14 protein-coding genes and 1 tRNA gene are annotated in these 13,392 nt (G+C 67.7%); 9 read left to right on the top strand and 6 right to left on the bottom strand.

What is annotated here, in order from left to right; genetic code table 11:
* The first annotated feature begins 33 nt into the window (after nucleotides 1-33).
* Genes IE88_RS0105665 through IE88_RS0105655 form a run of 3 tightly spaced genes read left to right on the top strand, consistent with a single transcriptional unit; the run spans nucleotide 34 to nucleotide 2,768 of the window.
* Nucleotides 34-717, top strand: coding sequence for a COQ9 family protein (locus tag IE88_RS0105665; RefSeq protein WP_031551420.1), 684 nt, complete (start codon nucleotides 34-36; stop codon nucleotides 715-717).
* A gap of 37 nt (nucleotides 718-754) precedes the next feature.
* Nucleotides 755-1,975: a serine hydrolase domain-containing protein gene (locus tag IE88_RS0105660; RefSeq protein ID WP_036766636.1), complete on the top strand. Its 1,221-nt coding sequence runs from the start codon at nucleotides 755-757 to the stop codon at nucleotides 1,973-1,975.
* Nucleotides 1,976-2,027: 52 nt separating this feature from the next.
* Complete coding sequence (locus IE88_RS0105655) at nucleotides 2,028-2,768, top strand: dienelactone hydrolase family protein (RefSeq protein WP_031551414.1); 741 nt, start codon at nucleotides 2,028-2,030, stop codon at nucleotides 2,766-2,768.
* Here the strand turns inward: IE88_RS0105655 and IE88_RS0105650 are convergent.
* Nucleotides 2,765-3,808, bottom strand: a complete 1,044-nt coding sequence (locus IE88_RS0105650) for a phosphotransferase family protein (protein ID WP_031551412.1) — start codon at nucleotides 3,806-3,808, stop codon at nucleotides 2,765-2,767. The genes IE88_RS0105655 and IE88_RS0105650 overlap by 4 nt on opposite strands.
* Nucleotides 3,809-3,878: 70 nt before the next feature.
* Here IE88_RS0105650 and IE88_RS16350 point away from each other — a divergent pair, with 70 nt between their 5' ends.
* On the top strand, nucleotides 3,879-4,322 hold the full coding sequence (locus IE88_RS16350; protein ID WP_036766634.1) for an acyl-CoA thioesterase: 444 nt from the start codon (nucleotides 3,879-3,881) through the stop codon (nucleotides 4,320-4,322).
* A gap of 44 nt (nucleotides 4,323-4,366) precedes the next feature.
* Complete coding sequence (gene msrA / locus IE88_RS0105640) at nucleotides 4,367-4,897, top strand: peptide-methionine (S)-S-oxide reductase MsrA (protein WP_031551406.1); 531 nt, start codon at nucleotides 4,367-4,369, stop codon at nucleotides 4,895-4,897.
* A 275-nt stretch (nucleotides 4,898-5,172) separates the two neighbouring features.
* Here msrA and IE88_RS0105635 read toward each other — a convergent pair whose 3' ends face one another.
* The 4 genes from IE88_RS0105635 to murJ all read right to left on the bottom strand — a co-directional run bounded on the left by IE88_RS0105635 (nucleotide 5,173) and on the right by murJ (nucleotide 9,835).
* Nucleotides 5,173-6,204 carry a peptidoglycan -binding protein gene (locus IE88_RS0105635; protein WP_031551403.1) on the bottom strand — a complete coding sequence of 344 codons (1,032 nt, stop codon included), beginning with the start codon at nucleotides 6,202-6,204 and terminating at the stop codon, nucleotides 5,173-5,175.
* A 4-nt stretch (nucleotides 6,205-6,208) separates the two neighbouring features.
* Nucleotides 6,209-7,138: a hypothetical protein gene (locus IE88_RS0105630; protein ID WP_156032401.1), complete on the bottom strand. Its 930-nt coding sequence runs from the start codon at nucleotides 7,136-7,138 to the stop codon at nucleotides 6,209-6,211.
* A gap of 113 nt (nucleotides 7,139-7,251) precedes the next feature.
* Nucleotides 7,252-8,217, bottom strand: a complete 966-nt coding sequence (locus IE88_RS0105625) for a glycosyltransferase family protein (protein ID WP_156032399.1) — start codon at nucleotides 8,215-8,217, stop codon at nucleotides 7,252-7,254.
* A 25-nt stretch (nucleotides 8,218-8,242) separates the two neighbouring features.
* Nucleotides 8,243-9,835: a murein biosynthesis integral membrane protein MurJ gene (gene murJ, locus IE88_RS0105620; protein ID WP_051881548.1), complete on the bottom strand. Its 1,593-nt coding sequence runs from the start codon at nucleotides 9,833-9,835 to the stop codon at nucleotides 8,243-8,245.
* Nucleotides 9,836-10,016: 181 nt separating this feature from the next.
* On the opposite strand from murJ, the gene IE88_RS0105615 reads away from it, so the two are divergent.
* A complete protein-coding gene (locus IE88_RS0105615; RefSeq protein WP_031551392.1) occupies nucleotides 10,017-10,343 on the top strand; it encodes a hypothetical protein in 327 nt (108 codons plus the stop codon).
* Here IE88_RS0105615 and galU read toward each other — a convergent pair.
* Nucleotides 10,340-11,215: a UTP--glucose-1-phosphate uridylyltransferase GalU gene (gene galU / locus IE88_RS0105610; protein WP_031551389.1), complete on the bottom strand. Its 876-nt coding sequence runs from the start codon at nucleotides 11,213-11,215 to the stop codon at nucleotides 10,340-10,342. The genes IE88_RS0105615 and galU overlap by 4 nt on opposite strands.
* Before the next feature lie 176 nt (nucleotides 11,216-11,391).
* Between galU and IE88_RS0105605 the strand changes: the two genes are divergently transcribed.
* The 3 genes from IE88_RS0105605 (at nucleotide 11,392) to IE88_RS0105595 (ending at nucleotide 13,370) form a co-directional block, all read left to right on the top strand.
* Nucleotides 11,392-11,466, top strand: a tRNA-Gly gene (locus tag IE88_RS0105605).
* Nucleotides 11,467-11,600: 134 nt separating this feature from the next.
* Nucleotides 11,601-12,131 carry an inorganic diphosphatase gene (gene ppa, locus IE88_RS0105600; protein WP_031551386.1) on the top strand — a complete coding sequence of 177 codons (531 nt, stop codon included), beginning with the start codon at nucleotides 11,601-11,603 and terminating at the stop codon, nucleotides 12,129-12,131.
* A gap of 30 nt (nucleotides 12,132-12,161) precedes the next feature.
* Nucleotides 12,162-13,370, top strand: a complete 1,209-nt coding sequence (locus tag IE88_RS0105595; RefSeq protein WP_051881547.1) for a phospholipase D-like domain-containing protein — start codon at nucleotides 12,162-12,164, stop codon at nucleotides 13,368-13,370.
* Nucleotides 13,371-13,392 lie beyond the last annotated feature (22 nt).

The raw sequence follows: 13,392 nt of genomic DNA, 5'->3' as shown, positions 1-13,392 counted from the left end.
GATTTTGTCGAGCGGGTGCCTTAAGTGTCGATCATGGCCGAACACGATTCCTTTGAGCCCTTAAGAGCCCGCATTCTCGACGCCGCGCTGACCGAGGCGCCCTTCGACGGCTGGACGGCGCAGATGCTGGAGCGCGCAGCGCGCAAGGCCGGCATGAGCGAGGCGGCGCTGTCGCGCGGCGACCTGCACCTGGCCTTCCCCGAGGGCGTGCGCGACCTGTTGCAATACTGGTCCGAGCGGGAAGATGCAGCGATGGCGGAGGCCTTCGACGCGCTGAACCCGAAGCCGCACGGCTTCACGGCCAGGATCACCTGGCTCGTGCGCCGCAGGATCGAGCAGCTGGCGTCCCACCGCGAGGCGGCGCGGCGGGCGGCGGCGACGCTGGCCCTGCCGCAGAACGCCGAACTGGGCGCGCGCCTCACCTGGCGGACCGCGGACAGGGTCTGGCGCGCGGTCGGGGACAGCTCGACAGATTTCAACCATTACACCAAGCGCGCAACCCTCTCGGCGGTCTATGCGAGCACGGCAGCGCACTGGTTCGCCGATGAGGGGGAGGGGATGCCCGACCCCTGGCAGGATAGCTGGGATTTCCTCGACCGGCGCATCGGCAATGTCATGCAGTTCGAGAAGGTGAAGGCGCAGGCGCAGAAGGCCGCGCCCGATATCGGCGGCCTCGTCTCGATGCTCGGGCGCTTGCGCTACGGTTCGGGCCGCTGAGCTTTCCTGCGCGGCGGAGTCGCGGCAGGGTGCAGGCATGAGAAAGCTTCTCGCCGCGCTCGGCACCGTCCTCGTCCTCCTCCTCGTCGCCGGAGCCCTCTGGGCGTTCCGCCCCTGGTCGGAATATTCGCCCTACGAGACGATCTCTCTTGCCACCGCCGATGACCGGACGGGCACCTATCGCGCGATGGAGCGCACCTATCCCTATCGGGTGATCGAAGGCGCGGACACGGTCTACAGCTTTCCGCGCGCCGCCGAGGAAATCGGCACCGGTTTCGCGTGGGAGGGCGAGGCCCTGACGCTGGACGACTATGCGGATGCCTACGAGATCACCGGCCTGATGGTCGTCTCGGACGGCGAGGTCGTGCTCGAGCGGTATTTCCGCGGCGAGACGGCCGATTCCCGCCACACCTCATGGTCGGTCGCCAAGTCGGTGATCGCCACCCTGATCGGCCGGGCGATCCTCGAAGGGGAGATCGAGAGCGTCGACGACAGGGTCGCCGATTATGCGGGCGAATATGCCGGCACGGATTACGGCGACACCTCGATCCGGCACCTCCTGATGATGTCGTCGGGCATCGACTTCGAGGAGGAATATGAGCGGGCGGACGGCGATGCGCGGCGGCTCTTCCTCGATACCTTCATCTTCAACCGCGATATCGACGGGTCGATCGGCAAGTTCGAGCGCAACCGTCCGGCGGGCACGGATTTCGATTATATCTCGACGAACTCGGCCGTGCTCGCCGCCGTCCTGCGCGGCGCCTATGACGGGCGGAGCATCGCCGATCTCGCCTCTGAGAAAATCTTCGCGCCGCTCGGCATGCGCGAGGGGACGTGGCTCCTCGACCGCAATGACGAGAGCGGCAAGGAACTGGGCTATTGCTGCCTGCAGATCACGCTCGAAGACTATGCCAAGATCGGCCAGCTCTACCTGCAAGGCGGCGTCGTGGGGCGGCAGCGGGTGATCCCCGCGGACTGGCCCGCCTTCGTCTCGACGCCGCCCCAAGCCAGCCACGAGCCCGGCGAGACGCTCACCAATGCCGATTACGGCTATGGCCATCATTTCTGGCTGCCCCCGCAGCGTGACGGGGAATATTTCATGGCTGGCTATAACGGGCAGATCGTCTGGATCGACCCCAGGCGCGACGTGGTGATCGCCATGACCAGCGCCGATCCCGCCTTCATCGCCAAGCCGCCCCGGTGGATCGCGATGTTCCGGGCGCTCTCCGCCCGCGCGGCGGCGGGCCGGGAGGTCTAGCCGGAGGCGCGGCGCGAACTAGCTCCTTTCGGCGTCACAAGGAGCTTTCGTCATGCGCCTCGCTTTCCTGCCCGCCATCCTCCTTTCCGCTTCGCCCGCCTTGGCCGGAGAGGCTGTGACCTATGACGCGGGCGGCGAGGCCTATCGCGGCTACCTGGCCGAGGCAGAGGGCGAGGCGAAGGGCCTGGTCCTGATCATCCATGATTGGGACGGGCTGACCGATTACGAGGAGCGCCGCGCCGAGATGCTGGCCGAGATGGGCTATGACGCCTTCGCCCTCGACCTTTACGGCGCCGAGAACCGACCCGAGACGACCGAGGCCAAGAAGGCCGAGACCGGCAAGCTCTACGAGGATCGCGAGGCGATGCGCATGCGGATCCTCGCTGGGCTCGAAGAGGCCCGCGAACGGACGGGAGAAAGCGATGCGGTGGTCATGGGCTATTGCTTCGGCGGCGCCGCGGTCCTGGAACTCGCGCGGTCGGGCGCGGCAGAGGATGTCGCGGGCTACGCGACCTTCCATGGCGGGCTGAGCACGCCCGAGGGGCAGGACTATCCCGAAGGCACAGCGCCGATCCTGATCGCGCATGGCGGGGCGGACAGCTCGATCTCGATCCAGGACGCCGCCGATCTCGCCCAGAGGCTCGAGGAGAAGGGCGTGCCTTACGAACTCGAGGTCTATTCGGGCGCGCCGCACGCCTTCACCGTGCTCGGGTCGGACCGCTATGACGAGCGGGCCGACACCAAGTCCTGGACGTCCTTCACGAACTTCCTCGAGCGCAATCTGGATGCCTAGGCGCCGGCCTTCTTCGCGAAGCCCCAGCCGGTCTCGGCGAGTATGGGGACGACCGCGCCGTATTGGGCGGCCTTCTGGCTCGACGCATTGCCCTGCAGGGCGCGCTTGTAGACGCCCTGCACGATGCCCGCGAAGCGGAACATGTTGTAGGCCATGCAGAAATCGATTTCCGGCAGGCCGTCCCGGCCTGTCGCCTCGGAATAGACGCCGATCGCCTCTTCGAGGGTCGGAATGTTCTCTTCGGCGAAGTCGATATCGGCGATGCCCATCGTCGTGATCTTGGGCAGGCCCCACAGCATCAGGAAATAGGAGAAGTCGGCGAGCGGGTGGCCGAGCGTCGACAGCTCCCAGTCCAGCACCGCCAGAGGCTCGGGCTGGTCGGGCGCGAAGATGATGTTGTCGATCTTGTAGTCGCCGTGGACGATGGCGGTCTCGTCGCCCTCGGGGATGGCCGTGGGCAGCCAGGCCTTGAGCTTCTCCATGGCCGGCACGTCATCCGTGGCGGCCGCATCGTATTGCTTGGTCCAGCGGCCGATCTGGCGCTCGAAATAATTGCCGGGCTTGCCATAGTCCTGAAGGCCGACCGAAGCGGGGTCGATCGAATGCAGCTTCGCCTGCGTGCGGATCGCATTCTCGATCATCGGGCGGCGCTGGTCCTTCGGCACCGGCGCGAGGTCCTTCTCCCAGGTGATCCGCCCCTCGACGAAATCCATGACGAAGAAGGCGGTGCCGATGACGCTCTCATCCTCGCAGAGGGCATAGGTCTTGGGCACGGGGAAGCCCGTCGGGCCGAGCGCGCTCATCACCCGGTGCTCGCGGTCCACGGCATGGGCGGAGGGCAGGAGCTTGCCCGGCGGCTTGCGGCGTAGGACATATTTCCGCTCGGGCGTGGTCAGGAGGTAGGTCGGGTTCGATTCCCCTCCTGCGAATTTGCGCACGGCGAGGGGGCCGGAATAGCCCTCCACCTCTTCTCTCATATAGCGGTCCAGCGCCTCTTCGTCGAAGCGCAGGCGGTCGGGGGTCTCGATCGTATCCGTCATGGGAAGGCCTTAGCGAGACGCTGCCCCCTCGGGGAGACCGCAAAGCAGCGGGACTGCTAGAGGGTTGGCCATGACCGGACCCATTTCCTTCGACACCGCCCGCCTCAGTGAAAGAACCGCGCAAGCCAGCGAGATCGACGAGCTCGGCCATGTCAACAATGCCGTCTATGTCGCCTGGGTACAGGATGCGGGCGTCGCCCACTGGTTCGATGCGACGGACGAGGCGCTGCGCGCCCGCCTGCACTGGGTCTGCCTGCGCCATGAGGTCGACTACCGGGAGCCTGTCCTGGACGGCGAGACGGTGGAGGTCCGCACCTGGCTCGGCGAGGCTTCCGGGCCGCGCTTCGACCGGCATGTCGATATCCGCAAGCCCGGCTCGAAGCGCTTCTCCTGCCAGGCCAAAACGACTTGGCTGATGGTGGACAGCGCCAGCGGGCGTCCCGTGCGCGTCGGCGACGACATCATCGAACGCTTCGGGCTCGATCCGGCGAACCATCGCCGGGGGCGCGTTTGAACGGGCGCGCGCGCTTCTTACATTCCGTCCCACAAGGAGGACTTATGACCGACCAAGCCGAAAGGACCGAACGGGCGCTGCTGGCCGGCGGCTGTTTCTGGGGCATGGAAGACCTGATCCGCAAGCAGCCGGGCGTCTTGCGCACCCGCGTCGGCTATACCGGCGGCGCATTCGAGAACCCGACCTATAACGATGTCCGCACCGGCATGACGGGCCATGCCGAGAGCATCGAGATCGTCTTCGACCCCGACGTGATGAGCTATGAGAAGCTCCTCGCCTGGTTCTTCCAGATCCACGATCCGACGACCAGGGACCGCCAGGGCAATGACCGGGGCAGCCAGTACCGCTCGGCGATCTGGTACACGACCGATGAGCAGAAGGAGACCGCCAGGCGCGTCATGGCGCGGGTCGAGGAGTCCGGCCGCTGGCCCGGGCCGCTCGTGACGGAGCTGTCGCCCGCGGGCGTCTTCACCGAAGCCGAGGATTATCACCAGGATTACCTGGAGAAGCATCCGAACGGCTATACCTGCCATTACGTGCGCCCGGACTGGACGCTGGACGACGCGGCGGCCTGACCGCGACGAGTATCGGGACCAGAGAAAAGCCCCGGGGCCGGTCACCGGCCCCGGGGCTTCTTGCGTCGCGGCGGGCGGCCAGGAGGGGTGAAGCCACGCCGCCACGGCTGGCCCGGAAGAGCGATCTGCTGCGTCGAGGGAGGGAACGTAGCGATCCAGCCTTCCGGGGTCTTATCGGATATGGTCCGATCAGGGTCCCGGCTTAAGGGCGAAAACAGTTGTCAGGGGTTAAACTCTCGAAAAGTTACGGAACGTTTCAGTGAGGCGCAGAGACTTTAACGCTCCGTCAACTTGAATTCGATGCGCCGGTTCGTCGCGAGGCTGGCCGGGTCGGTTCCCTCGACGAGCGGCTGGAACTCGCCGAACCCCGCAGCGACCAGGCGCTGCTCGGGCACGTCCTGCGTGGCGAGATACTGCACGACGGAGATCGCGCGGGCAGCGGACAGGTGCCAGTTGCTCTCGAACCGGGCGCGGCACCCCGGGCCGAGCGGCGTCTGGTCGGCATGGCCGTCGACGCGCAGCACCCAGGCGACCTCCGAGGGGATCTGGTCGCGGATCTCCAGAAGGACGTCGGCGAGCTTGGCGAGTTCGCGCTGTCCTGCGGCGCTGATCGTGGCCGAGCAGGAGCCGAACAGGATGTCGCTCTCGAAGACGAAGCGGTCGCCGACCACGCGCACGTCCTCGCGATTGCCCAGCGCCTCCCGCAGCGCCTCGAAGAAGCGCGAGCGGACCTCGGCCAGTTCCTGGACCTTGCGCGCGAGCGCTGCGTTGAGGCGGCTCGACAGGTTCTCGATCTGCGCCTGCTGCTCGATATCCTTGGCCTCGGCGGCTTCGAGCGCCTCCTGAAGGCTCGCGAGCTGGCGGCGCAGGCCGGCGAGCTGCCGGTTCAGGGTCGCGATCTCCGCGCGCTGTTCCTCGCTCAGCGCCTGTTCGGCCTCGAGTTCCTCGGCCGTGGCGGCGACGGCCTCGCCCGCCTGCTCTAGGCGCGCGCTCGTATCGGCCAGCTCGTCATTGAGCGTGGCGATCTGCGCATCCTTGTCCTCGATCGTGTCCTGGAGGCTCAGGATCCGGCTTTGCAGCCGCTCGCCCTCCTCGCGGGCGAGGCCAAGCTGTTCGGCGAGCTGGTCGAGGCGGCTCGTCAGCCGGGCGAGTTCGGTGTCCCGCTCGGTCAGCTGCTGGCCGAGATAGAACTGCGCGACGACGAAGATCGACAGCACGAACATGACCACGAGGAGCAGGGTGGACAGGCCGTCCACGAAGCCCGGCCAGATGATCGCGTCCTGGCCCGATGTTCGGCGGCGGGGCACGGGTCTAGCCCTGCGGCCCCGAGCGGGTGCCCTTGGTCAGCAGCGTGCCGAGATCGCGCACCTCCTGACGGATGGCGGCCGCGCCGCGGTCCTGTCCGGCTTCGAGGCGGGACAGCGCGATTTCCAGCCGCTCGATCAGAGCGCCTGTCTCGGCCGTGGCCGCCTTGGTGCGTCCCGGCGTGGTGGTGACGTCGGTGATGCCCGACAGCCAGTCCTCGAGATCGGCATAGAAGCGGTTCTGCGCCTTGCCCGCCTGGATATCGAGAAAGCCGACGATCAGGCTGCCGCCCAGGCCGAAGAGCGAGGAGCTGAAGGCCGTGCCCATGCCCGAAAGCGGCGCGTTGAGATTGGCGATCAGCTCGGAGATGGCGTCCGCCCCTTCGCCGCTCTGGCTCGACAGGCTGCCGATCACCTCTGCGACGGCGTTCACCGTCTGCAACAGGCCCCAGAACGTGCCGAGCAGGCCGAGAAAGACGAGGAGGCTCGCCGCGTAGCGGCCGAATTCCCGGCCCTCGTCGATCCTGACCCCGATCGAATCGAGGATGGCGCGCGTGGAGGCCTGGCTCAGCCGTCCGCCCCGCTCGTCGGCGTCGAGCAGCATGCGGGACATAGCGCCGATCAGCGCCGGGGGGCGGGGCAGGCGGGTGCGCTCGGGATCGACCGAATTACGGAACCCGTTCACCCAGCGCACGGCCGGGCCGATCACCCAGGCCTGGCGAAGATTATAGGCGATGCCGAGCAGGAGGACGATCACGATCAGCCCGTTGAGGAACGGGTTGGCGAGGAAGGCGTCGACCAGCAGCGGGTTCGGATTGGGGCTGAGCGGGCTCAGATAGAAGACGATCACCGCCACGATGCCGAGGAACAGCACCATGTTGGTGACGGCACCGCCTGAACCTTGAAACCGCACCGTGCGGTCGTGCGCTCGTGACATCGAATCCGCTAATTTGTTGCCCTGCGCCCTACTTGTCCGAAAAGCGCAGCGGGGGGAAGGCGAGGGGCGCGCTTCGCGTCATAGGGAAGAAAAGCGTGTCCTGCGCGCCGCAGTCAGCGCCGCCGCCGCCGGGCAGAGCCGATCGCGCCCTGCCACAGCCCGGCGCTCGCGCCGAGATGCTGGAGGGCCAGAACGGCGCTCGCGGCGAGGCCGCAGAAAGTGCGGTGGCGGACCGCGAGCATCAGCCCCGCGCCCGCAAGGCCGCTCGCATAGAGGAGGAGATAGCTGCGCCCCGGCAGGCTGACGGCGCCAAGAAGGAGGAGCGGGAGGTGCATGAGCGTGACCGCCTCGCCCAGGCCAGCCTTGCTCTTCCCGCCGAACACCGCCTCGCCGCGCTCTCGGCCCGCGCGCCTCGCGCGCTGCCAGATCGCGCCGGGCCCGGCATGGCGGATGCGCCGGCTCGGCGAGAGGGTCGCTTCGTGCCACAGGCGGACCGCTCCGGACGCGCCGTCCAGCGCCGGACCGGTTTTCCCGGCGCGGAAGACGCTGGCGCGGCCATTGGCGACCCAGCCAGATGGAAGGCCCTGCCGCTGTTTGGCCGAAGAGGGGCCAAGGCCGGTGCCGCCCGCCATCTGGACCGCTTTGGCAAGGCAGCCGGCGCCCGGGTCCGCCTCCGCATGGACGGGATGAACGAGGGCATCCGCGCCGGTCTCGATCAGGCGGCGGGCCGCGGCGAGCAGGAAGCCGTCCGGATAGAGCAGGCCCGGCTCGCAGAGCACGAGGACGTCGCGGCCGGGCGGCGCGTCCGCCTCGGCCAGCGCCAGCGCCTCGGCGCTTCCCGCTTCGCCCGGAATATGTTCGGCATTGGACCAGGAGTCCGCGAGCGCCCGACTCGCCGCATCCTCCGCAGGGGCATGGATCCTCACCGCGACCATGCTGAGGGCGCGCGCGCCGCGCAGCAGGGTCTCAAGGCTCGCCGCCGCGTCCCCGGCGCGCGCACCGACCGGCATCACCGCCGTGATGCGGGCGGCGAGCGCGATATCCTCGAGTTCCCGTTTCGCCGACTGCCCTTCGATCATCGGCCGGGCATAGCACAAGGAGCGCTCAGACGGCGCGGGCCGGCTTGAGGTTCCGCAGGGGCGCCGCGCCGGACAGAACGGCGAGCGCGAGATAGCTCGCCGCGGCGAGCGCGGTCAGGAGCAGGAGGAAGATCCAGCTTTCGCCGAAGAGATAGGGCAGGACCGCGTCCTGATTGCGGATCGCGAGGACCAGCCCCGCGCCCATCATGGCGGCGAGCGTGCCCATGCGCAGGATGCGCCCTGCCGCCTGGCTGCCGGGGCGCAGGACGCCGCGCCGGGACAGGCGCCCGGCGAGCAGCGACACCTCGGTCCAGGCCGCGCTGACCGTGCCGACCGGCACGCTGAGAAAGCCGATGACGGGGAAGAGCGCGATAGAGATGGCCGCGTTGATGGCGATCGCGACGAGGGCGAAGGTCATCGGCGTGCGCGTGTCCTCCCGCGCGAAGAAGGCGGCTGCGAGCACTTTCTGCATGACGAAGGCGGGCAGGCCGAAGCCGTAGATGAAAAGGGCCGAGCCGGTCATGGCGACATCGGTGTCGTTGAAGCGGGACTCGCCCGCGCCCACGAGGCGGGTGGCGTCGGTCGCCATGTCCTGGAACAGCGCCGAGCAGAGAAAGCCCGGCATGGCGATCAGCGCCGCCGCGGCGGGCAGGGCGAAGAGGAGGGCGGTCTCGACGCCGCGATTGAGCGTGCGCCGCGCGCCGGTCTCGTCGCCCGATTTCACGGCGCGGGAGATCGCAGGCATCAGGACGACGCCGAGGGCGATGCCGATGATGGCGAGCGGCAGCTGGTAGAGCTGGTCGGCATAGATCAGCCAGGAGACCGCGCCGTCCTGGCGGCTGGCGATATTGGTGCCGACGATGGAATTCACCTGCAGCGCGCCGGCGCCGATGAAGCCGGGCGTGCCGAGCACCACCATGCGCCTGGCCGCCGGGGAGAAGCGCGGCAGGCGCAGGCGCAGGAGGAGCTTCGAGCGCCGCGCGGCGATCAGGAGCGCGAGAAGCTGTGCGACGCCCCCGGCCATCACCGACCAGGCGGCGGCATAGCCGATCACCGGCGCCTCTTCATGGGCGAAGAGGAGGACCCCGCCGATCAGGCAGACATTGAGGAGGAGCGGCGCGGCGGCCGCCGCCGCGAATCTGTGCAGCGCGTTCAGCATGCCCCCGTAAAGGCCCACCAGCGACATGCAGGCGAGGTAGGGGAACATGATCCGCGTATAGAGCGTGGCGAGGCCGAAGCGTTCGGGATCGTCGCGGAAGCCCGTCGCGATGAGCGTCACAAAGGCCGGCGCGAAGATCATCACGAGCGCCGTCAGCCCGGTCAGGATGAAGACGAGCCAGGCCAGGATGTCCTCGGCGAACTCGCGCGCGGCGGTGAGGTCCTCCTCGACCTGCTGGCCCTGGAAGAGCGGCACGAAGGCGGCCTGGAAGGCGCCTTCGGCGAGCAGGCGCCGGAACATGTTGGGCAGGCGGAAGGCCGCCCAGAAGGCATCGGCCACGGGGTTGCCCGAGGCGCCGATCACGCCGGCCAGAAGCATCTGGCGGGCGAAGCCCAGAACCCGGCTCACCATGGTGAAGCCGGAGACCGTCGCCATCGATTTCAGGATGGAGCTCGCCACAGCGTCTTTCCGGTTGGTGCGTCTTGCGGCCGGCTCCTACGCGCGCGCCCGGCCCTGCGCCACAGGCTTTCGAGGCCGCCGGGCGCGGCAGGAGAGGCGATGCCGACAATGCGACGCGAAGACTTTACCGGCCCTTAAAACGTCCCCCGCCATACCTGTTCCGGGAGAGCTGGAGACCGAGATGCCGCAGCCCGCAGTGAAGAACCAGGACCCCTCTCCCGAAACCGCGCGGGAGGAGACGGCCGAGCCGCGCTCCCCGTTCGAGAGCGCAGCCCAGCGCCGCGCCTTCTACGAGGATGCGGCGACGGTCACGCTTCGCGGAACCGGCCCGGGAGAGGCTGCCGGTCCCTCGCCCGCACGCCAGATGCAGGCCGCTCTCGATGCGGAATATTCGCGCAGCGAGGACGAGGAACGCCTGCCGCTGCGCTGGACCTTCGCCATGGTCCTCGGCGTCTGCGGCGCCTTCTGGACCATGGTCTATTTCGTGGTCGCCGCGCTGATCGGCTAGGCCAGAGACTTCAGCATCGGGCGCAGCGTGTCCGCGATGTCCTCGCGGTCCATCGCGAAGGCCAGATTCGCCGCGACGAAGCCGGCCTTCGATCCGCAATCATGGCTCTCGCCCTCGAAGCCGCAGGCATAGAAGGGCTGGCGGCCCATCAGCTCGGCCATGGCGTCGGTCAGCTGGATCTCGTTGCCCGCGCCCCGGCCCGTATTCCCGAGGATCGGGAAGATCTCGGGCTGGAGGACGTAGCGGCCCATGATGGAGAGGTTGGAGGGCGCCGAGCCCACTTCGGGCTTCTCGATCATGCCGGACATCTCGATCAGCTCGCCCGACGCGTCGCCCTTGGGCTCGATGATGCCGTATTTGTTGACCTGATCCTCGGGCACGGGCTCGACCGCGATGAGGTTCGCGCCGTCCTGATACCTGTCCATGACCTGCGCGAGGCAGGAGCGTTTCGAGCGCACGATGACATCGGGCAGCAGCACGGCGAAGGGCTTGTCGCCGATGATGTCGCGCGCGCACCAGACGGCGTGGCCTAGCCCCTTGGCTTCCTGCTGACGGGTGAAGGAGGCGCCGCCCGCGGGCAGGACCGAGGACATGGTGTCCTCGTAGATCGCGGTCTTGTTCTTGGCCTGAAGGGCCTGCTCGAGCTCGGGATTGAGGTCGAAATAGTCCTCGATCTCGTGCTTGTTCCGTCCGGTGACGAAGACGATGTGCTCGATCCCGGCCTCGCGCGCCTCGTCGACCACGTAGTGGATCAGGGGCCGGTCGACGACGGGCAGCATCTCCTTGGGGATCGACTTCGTCGCGGGCAGGACGCGGGTGCCGAATCCGGCGACGGGAATGACGGCGTGGCGGACGGGAGCGGAACTCGGCATGGATATCTCCAGCTGGCAGCGAACGCGTTGGCGTTACGAAGAGGGGGCTGGGCTGGCAAGCCTGAGGCGCTGCCGAGGCTTTTGCGAGAAAAGCGAAAAAACCCTCTTGCATCGCCTCGTCCGATGCGCTTGATACCGGGCCTCGCCGGACGGTGATCATTCACCGGGCGGCATGAGCGGGCGTAGCTCAGGGGTAGAGCATCACCTTGCCAAGGTGAGGGTCGTGCGTTCGAATCGCATCGCCCGCTCCATTTTCTCTTCAATGTGAAGTCATTCCCCTCCGGGGGACGTCGCCGCGTCGCGACGGTGCGGTACGGCTCTTGCTGCGCGCTGGGCAGCCGCGTAGCAGACGCCCCAGATTTTCATTCATTCGAAGAGCGTAACGATGAACCTCGAAGCCATCTCAGCCGGAAACGACGTACCCTCCGACATCAATGTCGTGATCGAGGTTCCGCTCGGCGGCGATCCCATCAAATACGAAGTCGACAAGGCCTCGGGCGCCATGTTCGTCGACCGCTTCTTGTACACGTCGATGCGCTATCCCTGCAATTACGGCTTCATCCCCCACACGCTGGCCGATGACGGGGACCCGGTGGACGTGATGTGCCTGGGCAACCGCCCGCTCGTGCCGGGCGCGGTCCTGCGCTGCCGCCCGATCGGGGTCCTGCTGATGGAGGACGAGGCGGGTCTCGACGAGAAGATCCTCGCCGCGCCGCATCCCAAGCTGACGCGCTATTACGACAATATCGGCACCTATGAGGACGTGCAGGCGATCCTGCTCGAGCGGATCTGGCACTTCTTCGACCACTACAAGGATCTCGAGCCCAACAAGTGGGTGAAGGTGAAGGAGTGGGCCGGGAAGGACGAGGCGGAACGCCTGATCCGGGCGGGCGTCGAAGCCGAGCGGAACAAGTAGGCGACGCCGAGCCAGGCGGAGGAGGGGCGCGTGTCGGAAACCGAAGAAGTCCATGGCGCCAGCCGCTTCGTCCGCGACGGCGTGAAGGATCGGTCCGAAGCGCTACGGATCGGCCTCGAGACCGTCGTCGGCACGCCTTTCGTCGGCGGCAATGCCATCGATACGCTCTGCAATGGCGACGAGATCTTTCCGGCCATGCTGGAGGCGATCCGGGGCGCGCAGTCCCGGGTCGAGTTCCTGACCTTCGTCTACTGGCAGGGCGATGTGGCCGAGGCCTTCGTCGAGGCCTTCATCGAACGCGTCAATGCCGGGGTCGAGGTCTTCGTGATGCTCGACGGGTTCGGCGGGCGCCTGATCGACGGGACGCTCGTCAAGAAGATGGAGGAGGCGGGCATCGAGGTCCGCTGGTTCCGTCCGCTGGCCACCTGGAAGGTCTGGCGCACGGATAACCGCACCCATCGCAAGCTTCTGATCGTGGACGGCGATCTCGGTTTCACCGGCGGCGTGGGCATCGCGGAGGAATGGGAAGGGGATGCCCGCAACCCCAAGGAATGGCGGGACAATCACTACCGCATCACGGGCCCCGCCGTGCAGGCCCTGCGCGCCGCCTTCTTCGAGAACTGGGTCGACAGCGCCCAGACGATCAGCGGTCTGACCGGCTGCCTCGTCGACCCCAAATCGGGCGACGGCCTCAGGGTCCAGACCGTGATCTCGTCCGCCAGCGTCGGATGGTCCGCCGTGGCCCGCCTGCACGAGGCGCTGATCCTGATGGCGGAGAAGCGGGTGCGGATCGCGACTCCCTATTTCGCGCCGCGCGAGGCGCAGACCGACAGGCTGGTCGAGGCGCTGGGGCGGGGCGTCCAGGTGCAGGTGATCATGCCAGGCCCGCACATCGACAAGCGGGTCTCCGAACTTGCCTCGGCCGAAGCCATCGACGCCCTGCTGAGGGCGGGCGCGGAGCTGTATCGCTATCAGCCGACCATGTTCCACCACAAGCTGGTCTCCGTCGACGGCCTTCTGGCATCCATCGGGTCCGCCAATTTCAACATGCGGTCCGCCTTCAAGGACGACGAGCTGGCCCTGAACGTGCTCGACGAGGGCTTCACGGCCGAAGCGGATGCGATCTTCGACGAAGACCTGAAGAACTGCCTGCCGCTCGACCCGCGGCGCTGGCGCCGCCGCAGCGCGATGCGGCGCGCGCGCGAAATCGCCTCGCGCATCGTGCGTCACGAGGTCTGACGGCTGGCGTCCTCCGGACGAG

Origin of the sequence: Parvularcula oceani (genome assembly GCF_000733125.1) — a bacterium.
Classification (GTDB): Bacteria; Pseudomonadota; Alphaproteobacteria; order Caulobacterales; family Parvularculaceae; genus Parvularcula; species Parvularcula oceani.
Note: the sequence above shows the minus strand (reverse complement) of the source record. Positions and strands in the feature narration are given on the sequence as shown.

Excerpts from the sequence above, each read along its gene's own strand:
- IE88_RS16350 (WP_036766634.1), top strand. The coding sequence starts at position 3,879 with ATGACCGGACCCATTTCCTTCGACACCGCCCGCCTCAGTGAAAGAACC.
- IE88_RS0105655 (WP_031551414.1), top strand. The coding sequence starts at position 2,028 with ATGCGCCTCGCTTTCCTGCCCGCCATCCTCCTTTCCGCTTCGCCCGCC.
- galU (WP_031551389.1), bottom strand. The coding sequence starts at position 11,215 with ATGCCGAGTTCCGCTCCCGTCCGCCACGCCGTCATTCCCGTCGCCGGA.
- IE88_RS0105660 (WP_036766636.1), top strand. The coding sequence starts at position 755 with ATGAGAAAGCTTCTCGCCGCGCTCGGCACCGTCCTCGTCCTCCTCCTC.
- ppa (WP_031551386.1), top strand. The coding sequence starts at position 11,601 with ATGAACCTCGAAGCCATCTCAGCCGGAAACGACGTACCCTCCGACATC.
- IE88_RS0105665 (WP_031551420.1), top strand. The coding sequence starts at position 34 with ATGGCCGAACACGATTCCTTTGAGCCCTTAAGAGCCCGCATTCTCGAC.
- IE88_RS0105650 (WP_031551412.1), bottom strand. The coding sequence starts at position 3,808 with ATGACGGATACGATCGAGACCCCCGACCGCCTGCGCTTCGACGAAGAG.
- IE88_RS0105630 (WP_156032401.1), bottom strand. The coding sequence starts at position 7,138 with ATGTCACGAGCGCACGACCGCACGGTGCGGTTTCAAGGTTCAGGCGGT.
- IE88_RS0105615 (WP_031551392.1), top strand. The coding sequence starts at position 10,017 with ATGCCGCAGCCCGCAGTGAAGAACCAGGACCCCTCTCCCGAAACCGCG.
- IE88_RS0105625 (WP_156032399.1), bottom strand. The coding sequence starts at position 8,217 with ATGATCGAAGGGCAGTCGGCGAAACGGGAACTCGAGGATATCGCGCTC.
- msrA (WP_031551406.1), top strand. The coding sequence starts at position 4,367 with ATGACCGACCAAGCCGAAAGGACCGAACGGGCGCTGCTGGCCGGCGGC.